The organism is Mycobacterium sp. 48b (assembly GCF_048282725.1).
Lineage (GTDB): Bacteria > Actinomycetota > Actinomycetes > Mycobacteriales > Mycobacteriaceae > Mycobacterium.
Genome location: NZ_JBLVUL010000001.1, coordinates 1,112,415 through 1,128,030, shown reverse-complemented (window position 1 = coordinate 1,128,030; position 15,616 = coordinate 1,112,415). Strand labels below are relative to the sequence as shown.

The following is a 15,616-nucleotide window of genomic DNA, read 5'->3' as shown; positions in this document are numbered from 1 at the left end:
ATGCGCTTTCACGACGTTTGGATCATCATCCCCGCCTTCAATGAGGCGAGCATCATCGGCGACGTCATCTCCGACGTGCGCTCAGTTTTTCCTAACGTGGTCTGCGTCGACGACGGCAGCCGTGACGGCACCGCCGAATTGGCGCTGAAGGCCGGCGCACATGTCGTCCCGCATCCGGTGAACCTCGGCCAGGGAGCGGCAATCCAGACCGGCGTCGAATACGCGCGCAGCCGGCCCGGCGCCCGCGTGTTCGCCACGTTCGACGCCGACGGTCAGCATCAGGTCAAAGACGTGATGCGGATGATCGACCGGCTCGACGGCGACGAGGCCGACCTCGTGGTGGGCACCCGGTTCGCCAACCCCGACGCCCACGCGGTCACCCACACCCCGCCGCTGAAGCGGATCATCCTGCGCGCCGCGGCATTCCTCAGCCCGCAGAGCCGCGCACTCGGACTCACCGACGCCCACAACGGCCTGCGGGTGTTCGACAAGAAGGTGGCCGACGAACTCAACCTCACCATGAACGGCATGAGCCACGCCGGGGAGTTCATCGCGTTGGCGTACGAAAACCGTTGGCGTGTGGTCGAGGAACCGGTCGAGATCCTCTACACCGACTATTCGAAGTCGAAGGGGCAGCCGCTGCTCAACGGGGTGAACATCATCTTCGACGGGCTGTTACGCAGGAGGATGTCCCGGTGAACTGGATTCAGGCACTGCTGATCGTCGCGGTGCTGGTGCTGTTGGCGTACCTGCTGGGGTCGCGGCGCAGTGCACGGTCCAAGGCGTGGGTGAAGGTCGGTTTCGTGTTGTTCGTGGCCGCGGGCATCTATGCGATCCTGCGGCCCGACGACACCACCGTGGTGGCCAATTGGCTTGGGGTGGACCGCGGTACGGACCTGATGGAGTACATGCTCATCATCGCGTTCGTCTTCGTCACGCTGTCGACATACCTGCGCATCAAGGACCTCGAGCTGCGCTACGCCCGGCTGGCCCGAGCCGTCGCCCTGCAGAACGTGCGGGTGCCGGAGGACACCTAGCGGCTGAGCAACGCCGCAAGCATGGCGATCCGGGCGTCCTCGAGTTCCGGCATCGGCAGCACGCGGCGCACCATGGCCGCGCCGTCGAACGTGTTGATCACGATGGTCAGCAATATGGCGAGAACATCCTCGGGAATCTGATCGGCTCCCGGCGCGCTCTTGGCGGTTTCGTAGATGTTGTCGATGTACTCGGCGAGCACCGTCTGCAGCGGGCCCCGCAGCTTTTCGTCGGTGCGGGCCGCCATCATGAGCTCATGCCACACCGTGTTGGTGTCGCTGCCCGCGATGTCGCGCAGGATCGTCAGCACCGCCGGTAGCGGCGGCTGCTCGGCGGGGATCTCCGCGGCCAGCTTGCTTCCCGACTCCAGCTGTCGGCGCGCCACCTCTTGGGCCGTGGCGGCCATGAAGTCGCTCATGGTCGGGAAGTGCCGGAACAGCGCGCCGTCGGAAACCTTGGCCCGCTTGGCGATCACCGCCGCCGAGGCTTTGGCGTAGCCCACCTCGATGATGGTGTCGATGGCGGTGTCGAGTAGTCGGGCGACGGTTTCCTCGCGGCGCTGCTGCTGGGTTCGGGCCATCTCAGACCGGCGTATGGTCCAGATGCTCAGCGCCGGCGCGCAGGTAGCGACCCGATTTCACCGACTCACCGTAACCGTCGCGGAACTGGCCGTTGCGGAACACCACGGCACCGTTGACCGCCGTCGCGACGACGGCGTCGTCGCTACGGTTCACCATGCGGCTCAGGCCACCATAGAACGGGACCGACTCCTCGTGATAAGCCTCCACCGTGTCGTTCAGCCCCGCCGGGTCGATCACCACGAAGTCGGCCCGGTCACCTTCGCGCAGCGTGCCGGCCGAGACACCGAACCAGTCGGCCACCTCGGCGGTCAGCCGGTGGATGGCATGCTCGGTGGTCATGAACGGTCGCCCGGCCAATTGGGCGTCGCGCACCCGCTTCAGCAGCTTCACCGGGTAGTTGTAGAACGCCATGTTGCGCAGGTGCGCACCGGCATCCGAGAAGCCCATGTGCACCGAGGGATCCTTGGCCAACCGGTCGAGGTACTTCGGGCGGTTGTTGGCCACGATGGTGGTCCAGCGGACGTTGCGCTCACCGTTGTCGACCAGCACGTCGAGGAACGCGTCGAGCGGGTGGATGCCACGCTCGTCGGCGATCTGGCCGAAGCTCTTGCCGATCAGCGTCTTGTCGGGGCATTCGACGATCGTGGCGTCGTGGAAGTCGCGGTGCCACAAGGTCGGTCCGAGCACGCGGCGGTCGAAGGACTTGCGGAACCGGCGGCGGTACTCGGGGTCGGCGAGCAGCTTGTTGCGCTCGAACTGGTCCTTGAGATGCAGGGCTGCGGTTCCCGCGCCGAACTCCTCGAATACCGGCAGATCGATTCCGTCCGAATACAATTCGAACGGCACCGGCAGGTGCTGGAAGCGCACCTTGGCACCCAGGACGCGGTTGAGCAGCCGGACGCCCGGCCCCAGCACCCGCACCGCACCGGGCGAGGACTTGGCGTCGGCGGAGACCAGCAGGCTCATCCGGACGCCCCGGCGGCGGCCGAACATGCCGCTGCTCTCCAGGAAGAAGTTCAGTGCCTCATGGATTTTGGCGACATTCGGCGCGCTCTGCAGCATCCGGCCGCGCTTACGCAGCACCTTGATCAGTCGCCGGCGCTCCCGCCAGGTCGCGAACGTCGACGGCAAGGCACGGGACCGGAACCGGTCTCCGTCGAGCTTGTCGATCGCGGCGTCCATGCCGGACATTCCGAGCATGCCCGCTTCCAGAGCCTCGTCGAGCCGGGCCGCCATGGTCTCCAGTTCGGCGTCGGTCGGCGTCACCCCGCGAGTGGTGGCCCGGTCCAGCCCCAGCACCGAGGCCCGCAGATCCGAATGACCCAGCAGCGACGCGATGTTCGGGCCGAGCGGCAGGTCGTCGATCACCTTCACGTACTCGGCCGGGCCTGACCACGTCTTGTGCTGCTGCAGCGCGCCCAGCACGAACTGACGCGGGACCGCCTCGACGCGGCTGAACAGGTCGGCGGCGTCCTCGGTGTCCGAGTAGACCGTCGACAACGAACACATGCCGAGCAGGACGGTGGTGACGCCGTGCCGCACCGATTCGCGCAGGCCCGGATCGAGCAGGACCTCGGCGTCGTAGTGGGTGTGCACGTCGACAAAACCGGGGAGCACCCACTTGCCTCCGGCGTTGATGACATCCGGGCAGTCGGTCTCATCGAGGGGCGTGGCCGATACGGCAACCACCACCCCGTCGCGAATCCCCAGCGTACGGACCTGCGGCGGGGCGCCGGTGCCGTCGAACCACAGGCCGTTGCGAACGATGACGTCGTAGGACATGACGCAACGCTAGAGCAGAAAGTGAGTACTCACAATCTTTTAGTGAGAATTACCCCGGAAGAATTCGACCGTCCTGGGAATCCCGGCCGCCAGATCCACCTGCGGCCGCCAGCCCAGCACGTCCCGGGCCCGGCTGATGTCGAGCTGGGAACGTCGCAGGTCACCGAGCCGCGGCGGGTGCATCTCCGGCTCGTCTGCGGCGCCGACCGCCAGGGCGATCGCGGTGTGCATTTCCCGGGTCGACGTGTCCACGCCGGTACCGACGTTGAACCGTTGACCGCCGCCATTCGGCCCGGACGCCTTCACGAAGGCGTCGACCACGTCGTCGACGTACACATAGTCACGGGTGTCGCTGCCGTCACCGAAGATCTTGGTCGGCCTGCCGGCCAGCAGCGCCTGGGCGAAGATCGCCACGACACCGGCCTCACCGTGCGGATCCTGACGCGGGCCGTACACGTTGGCCGGGGCGATGTGCGAGCAATCCAGGTTGTACAGATTGCGGAACATGTTGAAGTAGACCTCGCCGGCCACCTTGCTCGCCGCATACGGCGAAGCCGGATTGGTCGCGACGTCCTCGCTCGTCGGATACGTCGGCGGGGTGCCGTACACCGAGCCGCCCGAGGACGTGTGCACCACCTTGCGTACGCCGGCCTGACGCGCCGCCTCGGCCAACCGGACCACGCCCACCACATTCACCGTGGAGTCCAGTTGCGGATCGTCCACCGAGCGCTTCACCGAAATCTGCGCGGCCAGGTGGAAGATCACCTCGGGCTGAGCGTCCTTGAGCAGGCCCAGCAGGTCGGCGTCGACGATGTCGGCTTTGACGAACTCGAAGTTGTCGTTGTTGTCGGCGCTGCTGAGGTTCTCTGCCCGCCCCGAGCTCAGGTCGTCGAGCCCGACGACGCTGTGCCCGTCCGCCAGCAGCCGGTCGACCAGCGTCGATCCGATGAAACCCGCAGCTCCTGTCACCAGTGTTCGCACGGCCTCACCATACCGACGGCGACTGCGGCCCCGCTGTGTCCGTACAGTCGGCAAGAGTGAACAAGGTCGCCCGCACTGCCGCCGCGCTGATCGCGCTGCATCTGGTGGTCCGGGCGATACTCGCGTTCGGGGGCTACTTCTACTGGGACGATCTGATCCTGATCGGCCGGGCCGGGACCCAGGATCTGCTGTCGCCGTCCTTCCTCTTCGACGATCACGACGGCCACGTCATGCCCGCGGCGTTCCTGGTGTCCGGCGCGGTCACCCGGGTGGCACCGTTCTCCTGGGTGCTGGCCGCCGCGAGCCTGGTGGTGATGCAGCTCCTGGCGTCCTTGGCACTGCTTCGCGCGTTGTGGGTGATCCTGGGCTGGCGGCCGGTGCTGCTCATACCGCTGACCTTCGCGTTGTTCACGCCCCTGGCGTTGCCCGGGTTCGCGTGGTGGGCGGCGGGGCTGAACACACTGCCGATGCAGGCCGCACTGGCCTGGGTGGTCGGTGAGGCGGTGCTGTTCGTGCGGACCGGGGCGTCGCGGCATGCCATCACCGGTGTGCTGGTGTTTCTCGGCGGGTTGTTGTTCTTCGAGAAGGCCGCGGTGATCCCGTTCGTCGCGTTCGCGGTGGTGGCTCTCTTGGGATATGTGACGGGGACTTTCTCGGTGCGGGAGGTGTGGCAGCGCGGTCTGCGACTGTGGGTCGGATGCCTGGCGCTGACCGTCGCGTGGATCGGGGTGTACCTCCTCGTCGTCGACCAGAAGCGGTGGAGTTTCGACCTGGCGATGACCTGGGACCTGCTCAGCAGGTCCTTCACCCATGGCATCGTGCCCGGGCTCGTGGGCGGGCCATGGTTCTGGCAACGCTGGGCGCCGGCCTCGCCGTGGGCCACCCCGCCCGTCTCGGTGATGGTGCTGGGCTGGGTGGTGCTTGTCGTCGCCGTTGCGGTGGTGCTGGTGCGCAAGACCCGCATCTGGCCGGTGTTGGTCGTGGCGCTCGGTTATGCCGTGGCCTGCCAGATTCCGATCTATCTGATGCGCTCGTCCCGGTTCACCGCCTTGGAGTTGGCGCAGACCTTGCGCTACCTACCTGATCTGGTCGTGGTGCTGGCACTGCTGGCGGCCGTCGGATTCTGCGCGCCGAACCGCGATTCACGGCTCTCTTCCCTACTCTCTGCGTCTCGCGCCCGGACCTGGGCGTGCGTCTGCCTCGCCGTGCTCTTCGTGGCCAGCAGCCTTTACTCGACCTTCACCTTCTTGAAGGTGTGGCAGGACAACCCGGTGCCGGCCTATCTGAACAACGCCCGGGCGTCGTTGGCGTCCACCTCTTCGGCCGCGCCCCTTCTGGATCAAGAGGTCGATCCATTGATCCTGCAACGGGTGGCGGCGCCGGAGAACCTGGCCAGCCACATGTTCGCCCTGGCGTCACCCAGGCCCGAGTTCGCCTCGGCGACAACCGATCTGCGGATGTTCGACCGCACCGGAAAACTCGTCGACGCCAAGGTGACCTGGGTGCGCACCATCGTCGAGGGCCCGCAGCCGAAATGCGGGTTCCTGGTGCAGCCCGATGAACCCGTCGTCATGCCGCTCGACGGACCACTGCTGCCGGCCGACTGGACCACCGAGATCAACTACCTGGCCAACAGCGACGGCTCACTGACCATGGCCCTCGCTGAAGGGCCCGAGGTGAAGGTCCCGGTCCGGCCCGGGCTCAACCGCGTCTTCGTCCGATTGCCCGGCGCGGGCCAGTCGATCGCCGTGCAGGCCAACACCGCCGCCCTGTCGGTGTGCATCTCCCCCGGACCTGTCGGATTCCTGGCACCGAGGTAGTTCGGGTGCTGAGATACTGAGGGTCGTTTTCGGGATCCTGTGTCGAGGGGGACGGTCTGTGGGCGCGCTGGATGGCTTCTATTCGACGTGGAACAAAGCGCGGGAAACCTTCGGAGTCGGCACCCCTACCGACGGCAGCCAGCACGATGGCAGCTCCCAGCTGCTGAAGATGAAAGGCATGGTCGAGTCGGCGTCCAAGCATGACGGCTGGCAGGGAAAGGGAGCCGAGGCCTACGCCGCGGCGAACAAGCAACACGCCGACGTGTACCAGAAGCTCGCAGACCTCGACAAGAAGATGGCCGCCGAGGTCACCAACGCCGCGAACGTCGTCACCCACGGTCGCACTCAACTCGACACCACGAAGTCCTGGGTCGACAGCGCGGTCAACTCGCTGCCCAGTTCACTCAGCGCCCAAGCCCGCGAGAAAAGCCTGATCCCGATCGCCAAGGAAGGCATCACCCAGGTCAACAACACCGTCAGCACCGCCAACGGGGACATGCTCAAGATCGGCTTCCGCGTCACCGAACTGAAGAACGGATTCGACGAACTCCAGAATCAGAAGCTCGGGCCGGGAGACAAGAAGGGCGACGCCGAAGGCGTCAAAGATGAGGACGGCGACGGCAAGCCTGACGAGGACAAAACGCCGGCCGAGACCGGAGCTCAGGATTCCGAAGCCCTACAAAATGGCGAACTGACACCCGAGGAGCGTGAGCGGCTGATCGCGAACACCACGCTCGATCCCACGCAGCAGGCAGCTCTAGACAGAGGCGACCTAAAGCTCCCACCAGAGCGGATGGCATATCTGCAGGGTTTTTCTCGGGCTTTCGGCGACAAGACGCCAGCCGAGATCGAAGCCATTATGGACAAGGCTGATGCAAAGGCGCCCGGCACTGGTGGACGTGTTGCAGACGTATTCCAACTCGCCTCGAACGAACACATCAAAACTGGACTTTCCGAAACGAACCCACCTTCGATCGATCAGCCGGCGAGCGGCGGGAAGTATGCGCTGCCGGAAGGGGTCCAGAAGGTGCTAGATGGCCCAGCTATGACCCAGGATTACACCGGCGGTGTCTTCCAAGATGGTCGCTGGATAGTTCCGCAAGAACCGGCCGGTCCGCTACATCCGACTCCCGGATTAAACGACCTCGCAGACGTCATTCAGCGAGGCAACCGTGACCTACAGGCTGGCACTGCATTAGATTCGGGACTCTTCGCGAAGAGCCAAGAGATGCTCGACCAGTCGAACCACTTGCCAGTCGCCCAAGTTAACGCACCAGGCGGAGAGGCTGCTGACCGGCCACATTGGTACCACGAACAGGTCGACCCAACGCTGCAGAACATGTTTAATGCGGTCAACAAAGATGACATTGTCATACATGACTCCATGGTCGGTGACCCCAAAATCCACGAACCGTACGGCAACACAACAGTTCTGACCCCCGAAGGGCAGAAATTCCTAGATAATCTCTCGCAGCATCAGTGGCAGGACGACGGCCTAGCGGCAGGCGGCCTATTCGATTGGGTCGGCGACACCGCAAACAATGACGTGAACAACCGAGCCGCCGATACCGCTCATGCGCTGGCCGAGTACACGAGCAACAACAATCATCAGTTGTTGAATCTGGGTGGCGGCGATCAACCGCTCGGCCAGGTGAATCCGGAACTCACACGAGACTGGGCCCGGGCCTTGTCACCCTACTTCGACGACATGGTCGGCCAACACGACAATGACAGCAACGGGGTTTTTTCTCCGTTGGATCCGGACGGCGCACCATCCCCTGAAAACACACGTCACGTAATGAGCGTATTGGCCTCAGACCCTCCACCACCCGGCGCGAAGCCGGATGACGACCACCCGCTCAGTGCTAGTGAAATTGCTTTCAATAGCGTGAAATCGCACGTCGAATCCGCCCTTAGCGAAGCAGCTTTATCTGTCCCCGATCCTAACGTTGGAGACAACGACCAGGCAGCGCGTCACGCCGGGAAATTACAGGCGGCGTTCGATCTGGGAACTTGGGACGAGGCGGCAGACAGGATGAAGAATGACTTCGACGCGAAGCATTCAGCCTGGGAACTGCGGAGTCACCTATTCGATCTGGCGAAGTATGCGGGTGGGATCTCCGGCGTACCCCACGCAGGAGATGTTGGCGGAGCATTCGCGCTCGGCAAAGAGCTCCTCATTGGGCACGAACCAAAGCTGAACACTCCGCCCAATCTAAATTTGCCTGACACGTACCAAATCGACAAACGCATGGCCGAAGCATTGATCGGGGCGAAGTACGGCGATCCATCGATTTTCGGTAACGCACTCGTGGGCAACGAGTTGATCCCTCCGAAGCAATCCGGCACCGACGATTTCAATACCTTCCGGCAGCACATTACAGACTATCTCAACTCAATCGATAATAGGAACCCAGATCCAACTAGCGGGTTCAGCGAGCTGGTGGACAAGTACTGGAAGACTTATACAACGGCCGTCAACGAAGGAACCCCACCGACATGATGACGCGATGGATTGCGGCAATTCTCGTCGCTGCGGCACTCAGTGGGTGCACGCCAGATTCTCAACCACGGCCAGACCGTTCCTCCCCTACGAGCAATCAATTGTTTCCGAACTGGCCCCCGCTGCTGAACGAGTTTAGATTCCATTGGACCGCGGCGCCGGGGATCGACTTGACGACCGGACCCGCTGTACTAGTGCGTGCGTACATCGAGTCATACGAGATCGCCAATATGACATTCGACATTACGAATTTATACCCTGGATTTCTTCGTGCGACGCCCGAGAACCAACCCAACTCCGGCAACTATTCAGCAGAACTCATAGGTATCCGCCCACTGTGGGCCTACACAAATAGCGAACCCCCAAGCGGTGTGCAACATTTTGGATTCAATACCGATCACCTCTTAGAGATCGCTACCGTGGAGCACGGATATCGAGCAACAATTTGCACCGGTTCATACGCCAACTTCATTAAGAGCTCAATTCGCCCCGATGTTTTCGTCTCGGTTTCTTCACGGGAAACCGCGGATGGAGCCATTCCCGATCCCTATTCTGCCATGGCGGGAATATCGGTCCGACAAGTGGAATTCAATCAAGAAGATCCGAGAATTCCTGCAGGCAGTCCCGATGCTGTCAAGGATAAGCAGAGCGGTCCAGCCCCGGCTCCTCAAACCGATGTTTTCGGCAATTGGTTCATAACCGGATCGAGTGGCTCTGGGTGGGGTCCCGTAACACGCCCGGTCCTCGGCAATTTCCCGACACCGGATGTGCTACGACAGTGTAGCGAAGCCATGCCCGACAACGAGTCTCGACGACGGGAGATCATGACGGGATTTAAGGACCAACCGCCATCACATGACGATGCGGTACCTGGTTGGCCACTAAAGGCTGAGTAGCAAATTCAAGGGATTCAGGATCGAATTTCCTATACCCGGCCGCGCCATCATTTCGATGCGTCAACGATCGCAGCGCATTGTCGCCATCGCCGTATGCCTGACTTTCGTTGTACCCGGATGCAATCCAACGTCCAGCCCCAGGAAGACAGCAGGCGAGGCGACGGCAACGGCTTCCAATCAGACCCGGCACGACCTCGAACCCCTGACCAAACGTTTCCCAGCCATCGGCAATCCGACCGCGGCTACGTGGATGAGCGGCACCATCGGCGCACAGTCAGATAGCCGGGTCACGGTGCCGGGTCCCTCGGTCTACTGGATCGAAGCAATCATCGAGCTTGAACCAGCCACTGCAGACACGCTGCGGTCGAAATACGCGCCCACGGCAGCCGGCAAGACTCCGAACCTCAACGACGGCCTTCGGGCCGAGGTACCTGCCGGCACCTTCCTCACCAGCCCCGCGATGGATAGCGCACTCAGCAACAACGATTGGCGATCTACGGCCTATCTGCACAGCAGCTCAAACACCCTGGTAATGCGGTCGGTCGACAATTAATTCGGACGTGATGCCAAGCTGGCAGGCATGACTGACGACGTACGTGAACAAGGTCTGCGGGTCCTCCAAGAGATGGTGCCGCATCTGTCGGAGAAGAACGTCGAGCCCGACGGTTCCTTCGGCGATGAACTGCTGGCAATCGGGGTCGACAATGTCTTCGGCCGGCTGTGGAGCCGTGAGGGGCTGAGCCGCCGCGACCGCAGCCTGGTCACCATGGGCATCCTGATCGCCATGCGTGCCACCGACGAGTTCGAGTCGCACGTCAGGATCGGCCTGCGAAACGGCCTGACGGAGGACGAGATCGCCGAGTTGATCTACCACTCGAGCGGATACGCGGGCTTTCCCAACGCCAACACCGCGATGAAAGTGGCCAAACGGGTACTCGAAGGTTCGTGACCGCAGTAACCCATCACCGGACCACCGTCGACGGCGTCGACACCTTCTACCGTGCGGCCGGCCCCGTCGACGCCCCGGTCCTGCTCCTCCCCCACGGCTACCCGGCCTCGTCCTACGTCTACCGCAACCTCATGGCGCGCCTCGGCGACCGATGGCGGCTGATCGCGCCCGATCTCCCCGGATTTGGTTATAGCGCAACACCTTCACCCGATGACTTCGACTACACGTTCGCCGCGTACAGCCGCTTTCTGCAATCCTTCGCCGACGCGATGGATCTCAGCCGCTACGTGATCTGGTTGCACGATTACGGTTCTCAGTTCGGTTTCCAGCTGGCCATCGCCAAGCCGGAACGTGTTGCGGGCCTTGTCATTCAAAACGGCGACATCTACAAGAACGCCTTCGGCCCGAAATACGACTTCCTCAAGGAATCGTGGAACAACCCCGGGCCCGAGTCACGGCGCAGGATCGCCCAGTACGTCACCCTGCACGGATTCGAGACCGAGTTCCGCGGTGAGCTTCCCGACGACGTCGCCGACCGGATCAGCCCCGACCTGTGGACGCTGCACTGGTCATTGATGTGCACACCGGAGCGCATCGCCAACCTGATCCGGCTGTTGGAGGACCAACCCACCACGCTGGACTGGTTCGCCGACGAACAGGACTACCTGCGTCAGCATCAACCGCCGGCATTGATCGTGTGGGGTCCGCACGACGGCTATATGCCGGAGCAATCCGCGCAGGCATATCGACGCGATCTGCCCGACGCGCCGCTCCACCTGCTCGGCGGCGGTCACTGGCTGCTGGAAACCCACCTTGACGACGTGGTTCCCCTGGTCGACGAGTTCCTGACGAAGACCTATGCCAACTGAGGCACGAACCGGTTACCTGACACCAGCTCGGTCCGGCGGGAACACCGTGCGAAGGATCTGCACGTCACCCTCGAAGACTCCATCGGCGAGCGCTGTGTCCACCGTGATCGCTCCGGCTGCGAGCCCGACGACAGTGTCGGGCGAGGCGCTGAGGACCGAGGCGGGCCGCTCCTGCGGGACGTGTGCACGCGGTCCGTCCTCGTCGATGCACAAGACCATGAGGAAGCCGTCGGTCTCGATTCCGAGTTCGACGGGAGGGCTGGCGGTGACGCCGACCAGCAGGGCTGGCAGGGCAAGCGTGAGCCAGCGAGGTCGGAACACGTCATCGCCACGCCCCGACGCGAGCAGCGGAGCGCCCCACCTTCCCAGCGCTTCCATCGGCTCCCGGAGCGCCGCACCCCAAGGCGTGAGTCCGTACACGACCCCGGTGTCGTCGAGGCGTCGTTCGACGATACCGTCCGCCTCCATGGCGCGAAGCCGCTCTGCCAGCAGGTTGGTGGCTATTCCTCCGAGCGAGGTCTTCAACTCGCTGTAACGCATCGACCCGGGAAGCAACTCCCGCACGATCAGCAGCGTCCAACGGTCGCCCACGACATCTAGCGACCGAGCGAGGGCACAGAACTGCCCGTAGGTACGAGACGCTTTCTGATTGATTTTTTCAACCATACTTGATTTTATCAATCACACTGGGATGGATGTCGAACGGAGGGGGCGATCTCGATGGCGTTGAACATCAGTTGGCTGGCGGTAGTCGTCGCAATGGCGGTCGGAATGGTCATTGCATGGGTTTGGTACAGCGACTGGGGCCTGGTCGGAAGTGCCTGGCGAAAGCTGACCGGAGTAACCAAAGCGGACTCGGACCGAGTCGGCAAGCGCCCCTTCGCAGTTCTACTGGTGTCGCTACTCGTCACGGCGATCGCGCTCACCGTCGCCTGCTCAGTCACCTTCGGGTTCTTCGGCAGCGATTCACTCTGGCTTGCCCTGGCGGTCGGAGTCGCGACCTGGCTCGGGTTGTCGTTGTCAACGTTGGCGCAACACAACGCTTTCGAGTTGAAACCGGCACAGCTCACCGTGATCAACAGCGCGTATCAGCTGGCGCTGTTCGTCGGTATGACTCTTGCCATCGGCCTGCTGGCGTAGCGGGGACGAGCGCATCGGTCCGACCAAAAAATGGAGCCACCCAGGGGAATCGAACCCCTGACCTATTCATTACGAGTGAATTGCTCTACCGACTGAGCTAGGGTGGCGCGCTCGGCGAACCGGGCGGCACGAGTCTACGGCAGTCATGCCCGAGCCTCCAAAGTCACCCACGCAACGCCTGCCCGACGGTCGCCACCATGGCGTCGACCGCGAACTTCGGCTTGACGTTGGTGGCCAGCGCCTCACGGCATTCCAGCACCGCCTCGATACAGCGCAACAACCGGTCCGGTGGCACGTGGGCGGCCATGGCCTCCACTTTCTCGGCCATGTCCGGGTGGTTCGCCGTGACACCGCCTGCTCCCGACGACACCAGCAGCGCATCCCGGAAATAGGTGGCCAGGTCGATCAGGGCCCGGTCCAACGCATCGCGGGAGGCCCTGGTCTGGCGGGACTTCTGCCGCCGCTCCAGCTCTTTGAGCGCTCCGGTGGTGCCGCGGGTGGTGGCCGCGGTGCCTTTTCCGGTCCCGCCGGCGCCCAGGGCGGTCTTGAGCTCCTCGGTCTCGGTCTCGTTGCGCCCGGCGGTCAGCGCGAGCGCCTCGGCCTCGGCGACGGCCACCATCTCCTCGGCGGCGGCGAACGCCCGCGCCGGGGTCGCGGCGTCCCGGGCCAACCCCAACGCCCGTTTCCGGCGCTCCCTGGCCTCCGGATCGGTCGCCAGCCTCCGAGCCCGGCCCACGTGGCCGCCGCTGACCGAGGCCGCCCACCGGGCATCCGCCTCGGACAGCCCGTCTCCGGTGATCAGCACGTCGGCGATGGCATCCACCGACGGCGTGGTCAGCGCGACGTGCCGGCACCGCGAGCGCAGCGTGATCGCGATGTCCTCGGGGTCCACCGAGGGCGCGCACAGCAGGAACACCGTCGACGGCGGCGGCTCCTCGACCACCTTGAGCAGCGCGTTGGCCGCACCTTCGGTGAGCCGGTCGGCGTCCTCGATCACGACGATCTGCCAGCGCCCGGTCCCGGGCCGACGCGACGCGATCTGGACGATCTCGCGCATCTCCTTGACCGCGATCGACAACCCCTCGGGCACGATCCGGCGCACATCGGCGTGCGTTCCGGCCATCGTCGTCGTGCAGGCCCGGCATTCACCGCAGCCCGGAGTCCCCTCGGACGTGCACTGCAGGGCAGCCGCGAAGCACAGCGCCGCCACCGACCGTCCCGATCCGGGCGGGCCGGTGATCAGCCAGGCATGTGTCATGGTCCCGACGGTGGTGCCACTGTGTGGCGAATCACCCCGGGCGGCCAGCGCGGCCGCCACCAGCTCCTGTTCCACCGCATGCTGGCCCACCAGCCGCGCAAAAACCCCGCTCATCGTCCCCAACAGTAGTGGTCAAGCCGACACAACCACGTCACAGCAGGCGCTCAACGTCCCTGCGGCCCGATACGGTGAACGGGTGACCGCGGAGGCAATCCCCATGAGGCGAATCAACGCATTCGTCCGGTGGGTGGCGCGTACCCCGTGGCCGGTGTTCACGCTGGGCATGCTGCAGGCCGACATCATCGGCGCGCTGTTCGTGCTCGGCTTCCTGCGTTTCGGGCTGCCGCCCGAAGACCGCATCCAGCTCCAGGATCTGCCGGTGTTCAACCTGGCGATCTTCCTGGGCTATCTGTTCGTGTCGTTCACCATCGGCGCCTACCTGGCCCTGCGGCTGCTGATCCCGGTCATCCGGTGGCAGCGCCGCGACACCCTGCTGACCAAGTCGGACCCCAGCATCACCGAGCTGGCCCGCGTGCGCGCGCTGAAGATGCCCTTCTACCGCACCCTGATCAGCGTCACGAACTGGTTCCTGGGCTCGATCGTGTTCATCGTGGCCAGCTGGCCGGTGGCCAGCAAGTCCGCTCCGGTCGTCCTGGTCGCCACCGCCCTGGGCGCGACCGCCACCGCGATCATCGGCTACCTGCAGTCCGAGCGCGTGCTGCGGCCCGTCGCGGTGGCCGCGCTGCGTGGCGGCGTGCCGGAGAACTTCCGGGCCCCCGGGGTGATCCTGCGCCAGGTGCTCACCTGGGTGCTCTCGACGGGCGTGCCGGTCCTGGCCATCGTGCTGGCCCTGGTGGCCAGCAAGTTCTCGATCCTGACCGCATCGGCCGACCGGCTCATCACCCCGCTGTTGCTGCTGGCCATCGCCGCGCTGGTGATCGGGCTGGCCGGCACCGTGCTGGTGGCGATGTCGATCGCCGATCCGCTGCGCCAGCTGCGCTGGGCGCTGGGCGAGGTGCAGCGCGGCAACTACAACGCGCACATGCAGATCTACGACGCCAGCGAGCTGGGCCTGCTGCAGGCCGGCTTCAACGACATGGTGCGTGAGCTGGCCGAGCGGCAACGGTTGCGTGACCTGTTCGGCCGGTACGTGGGTGAGGACGTGGCCCGTCGCGCCCTGGAGCGCGGCACCGAGCTGGGCGGCCAGGAGCGCGATGTGGCGGTGCTGTTCGTGGACCTGGTGGGTTCGACGCATCTGGCGTCGACCATCCCGGCCGGCGACGTGGTGAACCTGCTCAACGAGTTCTTCCGCGTCATCGTCGACACGGTCAACAGGCACGGCGGGTTCGTCAACAAGTTCCAGGGTGACGCGGCGCTGGCCATCTTCGGCGCCCCCATCGAGCATCCCGACGCCTCCGGTGGCGCGCTGGCTGCGTCCCGAGAACTGCATGACGAGCTGCTCAGCGTGCTGGGCAGCAACACCGAGTTCGGCATCGGGGTCTCGGCCGGACGCGCGATCGCCGGCCACATCGGCGCTCAGGCCCGCTTCGAATACACCGTGATCGGCGACCCGGTGAACGAGGCCGCCCGTCTCACCGAGCTCGCCAAGTTGGAGGAAGGCCACGTACTGGCCTCGGCGATCGCGGTCAGCGGCGCGCTCGATGCCGAGGCGTTGAGCTGGGATGTCGGCGAGATCGTCGAGCTGCGCGGGCGCACCGTGCCCACCCAGTTGGCCCGCCCGATGAACCTGGTGCTGCCTCGCGACCTGGCGCGCGAAACCGAAAGCGACGTGACGAGCTAGG

The 15,616-nt window shown here is 64.5% G+C and carries 15 protein-coding genes and 1 tRNA gene; 10 read left to right on the top strand and 6 right to left on the bottom strand.

The window, feature by feature from the left end; all coding sequences use genetic code 11:
- Both ACNQR1_RS05320 and ACNQR1_RS05315 read left to right on the top strand, forming a co-directional pair.
- Nucleotides 1-699 (top strand): glycosyltransferase family 2 protein, encoded by a 699-nt coding sequence (locus ACNQR1_RS05320; protein ID WP_418050282.1) that lies wholly within the window; start codon nucleotides 1-3, stop codon nucleotides 697-699.
- Entirely contained in the window at nucleotides 696-1,037 is a 342-nt protein-coding gene (locus tag ACNQR1_RS05315) for a DUF2304 domain-containing protein (RefSeq protein WP_163666925.1), read from the top strand. Before ACNQR1_RS05320 ends, ACNQR1_RS05315 begins: the two co-directional genes overlap by 4 nt.
- Here ACNQR1_RS05315 and ACNQR1_RS05310 read toward each other — a convergent pair.
- The 3 genes from ACNQR1_RS05310 to ACNQR1_RS05300 are packed head-to-tail and all read right to left on the bottom strand — an operon-like array spanning nucleotide 1,034 to nucleotide 4,379.
- Nucleotides 1,034-1,615: a TetR/AcrR family transcriptional regulator gene (locus ACNQR1_RS05310; RefSeq protein WP_418044560.1), complete on the bottom strand. Its 582-nt coding sequence runs from the start codon at nucleotides 1,613-1,615 to the stop codon at nucleotides 1,034-1,036. The genes ACNQR1_RS05315 and ACNQR1_RS05310 overlap by 4 nt on opposite strands.
- A gap of 1 nt (nucleotide 1,616) precedes the next feature.
- Nucleotides 1,617-3,398 carry an N-acyl-D-amino-acid deacylase family protein gene (locus ACNQR1_RS05305; RefSeq protein WP_418044559.1) on the bottom strand — a complete coding sequence of 594 codons (1,782 nt, stop codon included), beginning with the start codon at nucleotides 3,396-3,398 and terminating at the stop codon, nucleotides 1,617-1,619.
- Nucleotides 3,399-3,437: 39 nt separating this feature from the next.
- On the bottom strand, nucleotides 3,438-4,379 hold the full coding sequence (locus tag ACNQR1_RS05300) for a GDP-mannose 4,6-dehydratase (RefSeq protein ID WP_418044558.1): 942 nt from the start codon (nucleotides 4,377-4,379) through the stop codon (nucleotides 3,438-3,440).
- 56 nt (nucleotides 4,380-4,435) lie between these two features.
- Here ACNQR1_RS05300 and ACNQR1_RS05295 point away from each other — a divergent pair, with 56 nt between their 5' ends.
- From ACNQR1_RS05295 to ACNQR1_RS05270, 6 genes are all read left to right on the top strand, one after another.
- Entirely contained in the window at nucleotides 4,436-6,199 is a 1,764-nt protein-coding gene (locus ACNQR1_RS05295) for a hypothetical protein (RefSeq protein ID WP_418044557.1), read from the top strand.
- Between the two features lie 58 nt (nucleotides 6,200-6,257).
- Nucleotides 6,258-8,702, top strand: a complete 2,445-nt coding sequence (locus tag ACNQR1_RS05290) for an EspA/EspE family type VII secretion system effector (RefSeq protein WP_418044556.1) — start codon at nucleotides 6,258-6,260, stop codon at nucleotides 8,700-8,702.
- A 230-nt stretch (nucleotides 8,703-8,932) separates the two neighbouring features.
- The gene (locus ACNQR1_RS05285; RefSeq protein ID WP_418044555.1) at nucleotides 8,933-9,598 is read left to right on the top strand and encodes a hypothetical protein; all 666 of its coding nucleotides are present in this window, start codon (nucleotides 8,933-8,935) and stop codon (nucleotides 9,596-9,598) included.
- A 250-nt stretch (nucleotides 9,599-9,848) separates the two neighbouring features.
- The gene (locus ACNQR1_RS05280; protein ID WP_418044554.1) at nucleotides 9,849-10,151 is read left to right on the top strand and encodes a hypothetical protein; all 303 of its coding nucleotides are present in this window, start codon (nucleotides 9,849-9,851) and stop codon (nucleotides 10,149-10,151) included.
- 27 nt (nucleotides 10,152-10,178) lie between these two features.
- A complete protein-coding gene (locus ACNQR1_RS05275; RefSeq protein ID WP_418044553.1) occupies nucleotides 10,179-10,547 on the top strand; it encodes a carboxymuconolactone decarboxylase family protein in 369 nt (122 codons plus the stop codon).
- Nucleotides 10,544-11,416, top strand: a complete 873-nt coding sequence (locus ACNQR1_RS05270) for an alpha/beta fold hydrolase (RefSeq protein ID WP_418044552.1) — start codon at nucleotides 10,544-10,546, stop codon at nucleotides 11,414-11,416. The genes ACNQR1_RS05275 and ACNQR1_RS05270 overlap by 4 nt, the downstream gene beginning before the upstream one ends.
- Nucleotides 11,417-11,428: 12 nt before the next feature.
- Here ACNQR1_RS05270 and ACNQR1_RS05265 read toward each other — a convergent pair whose 3' ends face one another.
- On the bottom strand, nucleotides 11,429-12,007 hold the full coding sequence (locus ACNQR1_RS05265) for a winged helix-turn-helix transcriptional regulator (protein ID WP_418044551.1): 579 nt from the start codon (nucleotides 12,005-12,007) through the stop codon (nucleotides 11,429-11,431).
- A gap of 129 nt (nucleotides 12,008-12,136) precedes the next feature.
- Here ACNQR1_RS05265 and ACNQR1_RS05260 point away from each other — a divergent pair, with 129 nt between their 5' ends.
- Complete coding sequence (locus ACNQR1_RS05260) at nucleotides 12,137-12,556, top strand: DUF1761 domain-containing protein (protein ID WP_418044550.1); 420 nt, start codon at nucleotides 12,137-12,139, stop codon at nucleotides 12,554-12,556.
- Between the two features lie 31 nt (nucleotides 12,557-12,587).
- On the opposite strand, the gene ACNQR1_RS05255 is transcribed toward ACNQR1_RS05260, so the two are convergent.
- Nucleotides 12,588-12,663 (bottom strand) — tRNA-Thr (locus ACNQR1_RS05255).
- A gap of 56 nt (nucleotides 12,664-12,719) precedes the next feature.
- Nucleotides 12,720-13,928: a DNA polymerase III subunit delta' gene (locus tag ACNQR1_RS05250; protein ID WP_418044549.1), complete on the bottom strand. Its 1,209-nt coding sequence runs from the start codon at nucleotides 13,926-13,928 to the stop codon at nucleotides 12,720-12,722.
- A gap of 103 nt (nucleotides 13,929-14,031) precedes the next feature.
- Between ACNQR1_RS05250 and ACNQR1_RS05245 the strand changes: the two genes are divergently transcribed.
- The gene (locus ACNQR1_RS05245) at nucleotides 14,032-15,615 is read left to right on the top strand and encodes an adenylate/guanylate cyclase domain-containing protein (RefSeq protein ID WP_418050281.1); all 1,584 of its coding nucleotides are present in this window, start codon (nucleotides 14,032-14,034) and stop codon (nucleotides 15,613-15,615) included.
- The last annotated feature ends 1 nt before the right edge of the window (nucleotide 15,616 follow it).